Consider the following 8539-nt stretch of genomic DNA (forward strand, 5'->3'; position numbering starts at 1 on the left):
TAGATACCAAACAACTTATCTCTTTAAAAAGTTTTTGTAACACAAGTTAGCAGCAAGTAGCATTTCTACTTCTGCGCTTTCCATCGGTGGTAAGAAAAAATAACCTTGTCCATAATCACATTGTAACGCCTTCAATTGTGCTAATTGTTCTACAGTTTCTATGCCTTCTGCTGTAACAGACATATTGAGATTGTGGGCTAATGTCACAATCGCTCTGACAATTTCTAAATTTTCTCCTCGACTACCTATATTAGTGACGAAAGAGCGGTCAATTTTCAGAGTTTTGATAGGTAGGCGATGTAGATAACTCAATGATGAATAACCAGTTCCAAAATCATCCATGTGCATCTCGACATTTAGCTCTGTTAACTGAGAAAGCACGGTGGTAGCTAATTCAAAATTATCCATCAACAGGGTTTCAGTAATCTCCAACTTCAAACTGCATGGCTCTAGTCCAGTTTCTTGCAAAATGTGTTTAACTTGTTTAAACACATCGGGTTGCGTTATTTGTTTCCCAGAAAAATTTACGCTAATTGTCAGAGGTTGTGAAGTAGGAAATTTTTGATGCCATCTGTGCATTTGCTGACAGGCTTCAGAAAGCACCCATTGTCCAATACCAACAATCATTCCAGTTTCCTCAGCCAGAGGAATAAAATCTTGAGGTGAAATAAGACCTCGTTCTGGATGATACCAACGTATCAGGGCCTCAAATCCAATAATTTTGCCAGTTATGAGTGAAATAATTGGCTGGTAATCAAGGCGAAATTCTTCTTGTTTGAGCAGTGCATTTCGCAGAGCAGTTTCTAACTCTAATAGCAAAGATGCACCCTCGTACATCTTTTGGTCAAAAACCTCATAGCGTGCTTTACCAAGTGATTTGGCGCGGTACATTGCAACATCGGCATCGCGGAGAATATGCGCTGATTGTTCATAATCTGGTTTACTTAAAGCGATGCCAATACTAGCATTAGTAAATACCAGATGCTCATTTAATTGAAATGGCAAAGCTAGCACCTTTTTAATTCGCTCGGCTACCTGTATGGCGATGTTAATATCCTCAATTTCCTCAATTAAGATGGTGAACTCGTCTCCACCAAAACGAGCAACTATGTCTCCAGTTCGCAAAACTGACTTTAGCCGATGGGAAATTGCAATCAAAAGTTGATTTCCTAATAGATGTCCCAGGCTGTCATTAACAACTTTGAAGCGGTCTAGGTCTAAGAAAAGTACGGCAAATAAATAATTATTTTGCTGTTTGGTACGTTCTATTGCTTGCTGGACTCGCTCCATAAATAATCGTTGATTAGGTAAGCCGGTTAGCCCGTCATGAAGACTATTGTGAAGTAATTGCTCTTGTGCTTGTTGACGCTTGATAATGTCTTGTTCTAGTTGTTGATTTACTCTAATAAGTTCAACAGTACGTTCTAGAACTAGTTGCTCAAGTTGATAACGATATTGGATTAATTCTTCCTCTACTAACTTCCGCTTAGTGATGTCACGGATAATAACAACATACTCCCGTAGCTGAGAGTTAAATGGCTGAGAAATAGTCGATTCAACAATTCTTAGGCCTTGATTTATTTTTAAAGTTTGCTCAGTCCTGATAGACCATTGCTTTGGTTTGCCGTGATAGCATACTAAGATTTGATTCAAGTTTTGCCCAAGCAACTCCTGAACATTGGTTTGAAATAATTCTTCAGCCGCAGCATTGGTCTGACAAATTTTACCGTTTTCATCTAAGACTAAAACAGTATCTGGAACGGTATCGAGAGTAGTGATAAATAGGCTTTTTGCTTGTTTGCGTGCTTCATCAATAGCAACTATTTGTGGTAGAGTTGTCCAGCAAGCGATCGCTACTCCAATCAAAGAAAGCGTTACTAACAGAATAGCTAGTAAAGAATTTTGAGGATTATCAGAAACTTTACCTAATAAATCGCGGATAACCCAACTGCTTGTAGCAGTAATACAAATTAATGATACTAGGACAATCACCTGTAGTATCAGAAAGTCTGAATTGTTTGTACTAGACCGAGTGTAGTGACGCTGTGTCCACCATTCCAACTGTAGTGGTGCAAATCTTAAACGACGTAGCCCAACATCTCCAATCATCAAAACAATGGGTAATAATAATCCCACTGAAAAATCTCTCCAATTCCAAGCTAAACCTCCTACTATTAGAACTACCGCTTCTAGAAAGAAAAAACCAAGTGACCACCAAGGCCATAACACCTGGGGTTTTCCTCGACACAGCCATAATCCCAGATGTAATCCCATAATGGACATTAGATAACACGTGCCTGCCACTGTGACAAGTTGAGATACATTTCCCAAATTTAGACACAGCAAACTGATTAGAAAGGTCAGGAAGATAGCAGGCCCAAGGACACCTTGACGGGAAACTAATGCAAATATGGGAGAAATCTGTCTGTCCAAGGCAAGTTGATATAATATCCGAGGAGAATTGGAAACTGCCGTAGCAGAACTTAGAAGGCAAGATACAGTAATCAAAAGTGTTGCTAGAAAAGAGGCAGATTCACCCCAAAAAGGCTTAGACGCTGCTACCAAATTTAAGAACGCATCGTCACCTATTGTAGGATTTTGACCCGAACACATTAATACCCAAGAACCACCTAAAAAGACTGGAGTAATTAGCCAAGCAGCTACGGTTAAGAAGCTTAAAGTTTTATATGGATGATGGCTATCAGCTACAAAAGAAGAACTGGTTTCACAAGCATAAATTGAATAGCTAGCCAGAAAAAACCATTTAGCCCATTCTTCAAAACTCAGACTATGTGTGCTAGTTGGGATAAATTTAAAACTAGCATTTGAGAAGATTAACCATAAAACGCCTTCAATAGAAAACAAAAGCAGTAATAAAATTGCTGGGAATACAAAAAATAAATGCAAGAGCGCTAAAGCACGAGTGCCACTGAACGCTAAAATAAAAGGAATCGCTGTAAATAAAACTTTTAATAAAGTTTCTGGACAAGAAATACCTAATGTTCCAAAATTGACTTTAATTAAGTCTGTGAGAATAATCGCATACAGTGCCGGTGCTGCTGCCCAGCTAAAAAAGTATCCTAATGCTACGTAACGACCTAAGCCAGGAAAATTTTTTAATAGCCTTGTGGTATAATTCGGTGTCCCTCCAGCGACATCTGGCCAATGTCTACCTAGACTTTGCACCTGCAAGTTTAGTAAAAAGGAAATAATCGTGCCAACAAACCAAACTAAAATCGCTTTAGGCCCTAACGCCGCATGAATAATAGGGGCAGTACCAATCCATCCCACATGACCCGTTAAGCCAAAGCCCCAGGTTTCGAGATAACTCAGAGTCCGTGGTAAACGTATTACCAAGTTCTGATTTTTCTCTGTCGGTATAGAATTTTGAGTAAGCATTGTTTCTTAGTAAGATTTACTGACCTTTTCACTCAATAGCCGAATCTCGCTGCATATAGCTTCCGTATAAGTGCTGAACTTATAGAAAAGATAACTTACTTATAGCAATACTATCTAATTTATGAAAATTCGTGCTGTCCAGATCCCCGGTAACTTTTATGAAGTCGGGGATCTAATTTTTAATGAATGATTTAGGACTGCTATATTACCCTCATTAGCTTACTCATCAGGTCTTTATAGCTTTTGCAACAACTCCTGAGTTAACTGAAAAAACGCTTTTGAACCAGCTGATTGGGGAGCATTTAAAACAGCTGGCATAAAACTATCAACAGCCTTAGCAACATTGACATCAACTGGTATTTGTACTTTACAAATTTTCTCTACTCCGAAATCTTCTACAACGCGGTGCATCACTTGTTTATAGTATCTGCCCGTGAGAAGGTTAGCAGTAGACATACTGAATACAATTCCCAGCATTTTTATATCTATTTTGGTTTCATGCCCATGACTATCTTTCAATTGGGCAATGCGTCTTTCTAGTAGTTGAATACCGACTACAGATAAAGGTTCTGGTTTTGCCGGAAGTATGTAGAAATCGCTGGCAGCTAAAGCGCTACGAGTCAATAAATTATATCCAGGGGCACAATCGAGAAGGATAAAATCATATTCTTGACGGACTGGTTTTAAAATGTTATTAATTAGGACTCTTTCAAAGCGATTCCAAATAGTTTCAAAGTCCTGTTCTCCTAATGCAGTTGCTTGTTGATGTAGCATTTCTGATACAACAAATTCATCATATAAATCGATATCTCCTGGTAATAAATCCAGTCCGGGAAGATTACAAACCTGGGATTGAATGATATCTTGAATTGTGAGTTTTGCTTGTGGGTCTGGATTGATAACTTCGTCGATCAGATACCTAAATGTCTTGCTTTGTTTACGACGCTTGGCAAAATCTAAAGGCGACATTAAACTGAGTGTGGCGCTAATTTGGCTATCTAAATCAAGGACAAGCACCCGCTTGCCATGATTTTTAGCTAAACAGGTAGCTAAGTTGACGGTGAGGGTGGTTTTACCAACGCCACCTTTCATATTTGCAGTAGCAATTACATATCCCATTGATTCAGTCCTCTGTTGACGCATTCACATCTAGGTAGCGTACACCTCTCTCGATTTATTAAATCTTCCATTAAATTTAATATTTTCCAAAACTCAAAAGGTGAGATTGTCTCAATTGTAGGCGTTGAGATAGGTGACACGATTTAAGGGACTTCCAAAAAATAAATTATCTAAAATTATTTGTACATTTGTTGGGTAGCACAGTGCTACCTGAAGATTGGGATATTTTTTCACTGGAAGTACCTATTCTCAGCCATCAGACTGTTTTTTGATGAAATGGGCCAGTTAAATTTCTGCCACTTTGGTTGAAAGCTAGATAACATTAGATTCGGCGTGTTTACTGTTCGGGAGTGCCAAAATGTCTAAACAGCTGGGTCAAAAAATTGCACCTACACCTATATCAAATGATATCAATGTAGTGGATTTGATCGATCAATACTTCACTGCTTACAACTCAGCGCGGTTGCGGGAAATCTGCCAACTTCTGAGTCGTGATGTCCTAACCGAAGGTGTTACTGTCGGAGTTAGCCTTTCCGGTGCGATGACACCAGCAGGATTTGGGGTTTCAGCGCTTGCACCCTTAATCCGTAATGGCTTTATTGATTGGATGATTAGCACTGGTGCAAATCTTTACCATGATATGCACTACGGTTTGGGTTTTGAACTCTTTGCTGGTAATCCATTTTTGGATGATGTGAAACTGCGTCAGGAAGGGACTATTCGCATTTATGACATTATCTTTGGTTACGATGTGCTACTAGAAACTGATGCCTTCATCCGCAAGATTTTACAAGGCGAAGCGTTTCAGAAGCGGATGGGAACTGCTGAGTTTCACCATTTACTAGGTAAGTATGTTCGGGAAGTAGAAAAGCAACTGGGTGTGCAGCATTCCTGCTTGCTGGCTACAGCTTATGAGTATGGCGTGCCTATATATACGTCTTCTCCAGGAGATAGCTCTATTGGGATGAACGTGGCGGCTTTGGCATTGGAAGGTTCGCAGTTAGTGTTAGATCCATCAATTGACGTAAATGAAACAGCTGCGATCGCATATAATGCCCGTGAGTCAGGCGGTAAAAGTGCAGCTGTAATTATCGGTGGCGGTAGTCCTAAGAACTTTCTACTACAAACTCAGCCGCAACTTCATGAGGTATTAGGGCTAGAAGAACGAGGACACGATTACTTTGTGCAGTTTACCGATGCACGTCCAGATACAGGCGGTTTGTCTGGAGCAACCCCATCAGAAGCCGTTAGCTGGGGTAAGATTGACCCGGAAGAGTTACCTAACACAATTGTTTGTTATACCGATAGTACGATCGCTCTACCACTGGTAACAGCATACGTCTTGAATAAGTGCCAGCCTCGTCCCCTAAAGCGTATTTACGATAAGCGAGAAGCCATTTTGGATAAACTGCAAAAAGACTATCTAGCAGCCAAAACCCAACCATCGGATCAGGTTCCCGCAGCAGTGGCTGAAAGTGCCTCACAACAGACAGCGACTTATCCCTGTGGGCGGCTGATTCCGAATGCTCATTAGGGAGTAGGGAAGAAGCAGGGGAGCAGGGAGCAGGGAGCAGGAAAGGATTAGGGAAAATTATTGAATAAGTCTATTCCTTGTCTCTTCACTATGCCCCATGCCCCTCATCCCTTTTGCCCAATCAAAAAATAAGTTGTCATTTTCCCTTTCGCTTTAACTTCGATTTCGCCCCGCTTTTGAAATAAAAATTCATTACACAAGGACTTATAAGTATCTTCTGTAACCTGGATTTTACCAACAATACCTTGAGATTCCATACAGCTAGCGATGTTTACCGTGTCTCCCCAGAGATCGCAAGTAAATTTGCTGAGGTCAATTACTCCCGCCACTACGGAACCACTATGAATGCCAATACGGATATTGAAGTTTTGGTTATTTTCAGTATTAAATAGAGCGATCGCAGTTTGGATATGTAGTGCCATAAGAGCGATCGCTTGAGCATGATCTGGACGGCGTGTAGGTAAGCCACCAACTACCATATAAGCATCGCTAATGTTCTTGATTCTCTCTAAACCATATTGTTCGGTGAGGCGATCAAAAGTTGAGAAAATCGAGTTAAGTAAGTTTACCACTTGAATTGCACTCATAGAAGCAGCAATTTCGGTAAAGCCGACAATATCTGCAAATAAAACTGTGACATCAGTAAATTCTTCAGCAATGTTAGCTGATTCTTCTTTCAGTTCCTTGGAGATTGCGGTTGGCAAAATATTCAGCAATAAACGTTCGGTTTCTTCCTGCTGATAACGTAGCGCTTCTTCTGCTGCTATTCGCTGGGTGACATTGCGAAATATGCCACGAACGGCAACTGGATGACCTTCAGAAAATTTACAGTTAATATTACCTTCTAAAAAAATTGTTTGACCATCTTTAGTAACGAATGCCGCTTTTACTTGATCAAACTTTTCTCCTGACAGTACGCGATAAAATCTTTGCCAACATTCTTGTTTAAACTCTGGATGTATAATATCGAAAATGCTCATATTCGCAATTTCAGCTTCGCTATATCCTAAAGTTTCTTGCCATGCAAGATTGACATACAAAAAACGACCATAGACATTGACAGATTGAATCAAGTCATTAGCATTTTCAAATAAATCACGATAGCGTTCTTCGCTTTCTATCAGAGCATCTTCTGCTTGTTTGCGTTTGATAAACTGGGCGATTTGGCTACCAATAGAACCCATCATTTTCAATAGGTCTTTATCTTTTGGTTGTACGTCACGGCTAAAGAAAACCATCACTCCTAAGATTTCACTATCGTCTAAGATAGGGAAACCAAAGGCTGCATGCAATCCAGCTTCAGCCGCAGGTTGCGATCGCTTTGTGTCTCCATCTTCTGTGATATCTTGAATCCACAAGGGCAAACGTCTAATCCAAATTCGACCAGGTAAGCCAATACCGGGAGTATAGGTAGTTTGCCAGGTGATTGCCTTAAACTCTCGTACAGAAATTACTCGACTTGACCAAATTTCCACACACCTTAGTATTGCATTGATGCTGTGTCCCTGTACCGAAGTGCCAATATATTGACTTGGTGCCCAAAGTTCACCTAAATGCCATCCAAGATTTTGACAAATCGACTGCAAAATTTGCGGAATTGCCTGCTTTATACTCTGGGATTCTGATAATATGTGAGTGATAGCATACTGGGTACTTGTACGCTGTTCTCGGTATTGTCGAGCCGTAATATCCCGACCAATGTAGACAATATCTTCTAATCCCTGTATTTTTTTCGGAATTACTGAACAAGAAAAAGCAATCAACCGCTTTTCTCTAGTTTTTGTTCGACAAACTACCTCTAAATTCTGAAAATTTTGCCGAAAATAATAATTTTTAAAAATTGATTCTATTAAAAAATGGTCGTCATCCATTATCAGAGATAGTGGACGATTAATTAATTCTTCTTCACTAAAACCAAATAATTCTTGAGCAGCATTATTTACTTTTTTAATATTGCCTTTACTACTAGTTATTAACAAAGCATCTGGCATTGAATTAATAATTTTTTCCATATAAGTATTGTATGCTGTCAAAGCATCCTTTCGCAGTTTTTCTTCATAAGTTTGCTGTGCTAAACTTTGCTTTAAAATAAATTTATTTGTAACATCTTCAATGAAAACAATTAATTTATTTTTAAATTTATTCTCATTTTGATTGCCGATGAAATATATATTCATGTATATATATTTCTTCTTTGAACGTCGTCCAATTGCTTCTAAATCAAATAGTTGCTGCTCTCCTCGCAAAATAGCTTGCAAAATCTTTTCAAGTCCGATAAACTCAGGAAAACTTAGCCGGATATCTTTTCCCTGTATCACCTCTTCAGGACTATCTGCAAACCGTTGCACTTGCTCTGATGTATTTATGATGCAAAAATTATCATCCAGTTCCAAATGTTCAAATTTATCTGGTAATGAAGGTTTATTGAAAATCCGATCTAGTAGTTGGTATTTCATTGTAGTTTTATAAAAAAACTTGATATTTATC

General features: G+C 39.2%; 4 protein-coding genes. 1 reads left to right on the forward strand and 3 read right to left on the reverse strand.

The window, feature by feature from the left end:
* Positions 1 to 15: 15 nt before the first annotated feature.
* Together GNF10_RS05895 and GNF10_RS05900 are read right to left on the reverse strand one after the other, a co-directional pair.
* Positions 16 to 3399: an EAL domain-containing protein gene (locus GNF10_RS05895; RefSeq protein ID WP_185582136.1), complete on the reverse strand. Its 3384-nt coding sequence runs from the start codon at positions 3397 to 3399 to the stop codon at positions 16 to 18.
* Between the two features lie 234 nt (positions 3400 to 3633).
* Complete coding sequence (locus GNF10_RS05900) at positions 3634 to 4518, reverse strand: ParA family protein (protein WP_012408196.1); 885 nt, start codon at positions 4516 to 4518, stop codon at positions 3634 to 3636.
* A gap of 358 nt (positions 4519 to 4876) precedes the next feature.
* On the opposite strand from GNF10_RS05900, the gene speY reads away from it, so the two are divergent.
* Positions 4877 to 6052: a deoxyhypusine synthase gene (gene speY / locus GNF10_RS05905; protein WP_185582137.1), complete on the forward strand. Its 1176-nt coding sequence runs from the start codon at positions 4877 to 4879 to the stop codon at positions 6050 to 6052.
* Between the two features lie 104 nt (positions 6053 to 6156).
* Here speY and GNF10_RS05910 read toward each other — a convergent pair whose 3' ends face one another.
* A complete protein-coding gene (locus tag GNF10_RS05910; RefSeq protein ID WP_185607127.1) occupies positions 6157 to 8508 on the reverse strand; it encodes an adenylate/guanylate cyclase domain-containing protein in 2352 nt (783 codons plus the stop codon).
* Between the last annotated feature and the right edge of the window lie 31 nt (positions 8509 to 8539).

Source organism: Nostoc sp. UCD121 (assembly GCF_014222285.1).
Taxonomy (GTDB): domain Bacteria; phylum Cyanobacteriota; class Cyanobacteriia; order Cyanobacteriales; family Nostocaceae; genus Nostoc.

Bases quoted from the DNA above. Each gene is read 5' to 3' on its own strand.
- GNF10_RS05895 (WP_185582136.1), bottom strand. From the start codon at position 3,399: ATGCTTACTCAAAATTCTATACCGACAGAGAAAAATCAGAACTTGGTA.
- GNF10_RS05900 (WP_012408196.1), bottom strand. From the start codon at position 4,518: ATGGGATATGTAATTGCTACTGCAAATATGAAAGGTGGCGTTGGTAAA.
- speY (WP_185582137.1), top strand. From the start codon at position 4,877: ATGTCTAAACAGCTGGGTCAAAAAATTGCACCTACACCTATATCAAAT.
- GNF10_RS05910 (WP_185607127.1), bottom strand. From the start codon at position 8,508: ATGAAATACCAACTACTAGATCGGATTTTCAATAAACCTTCATTACCA.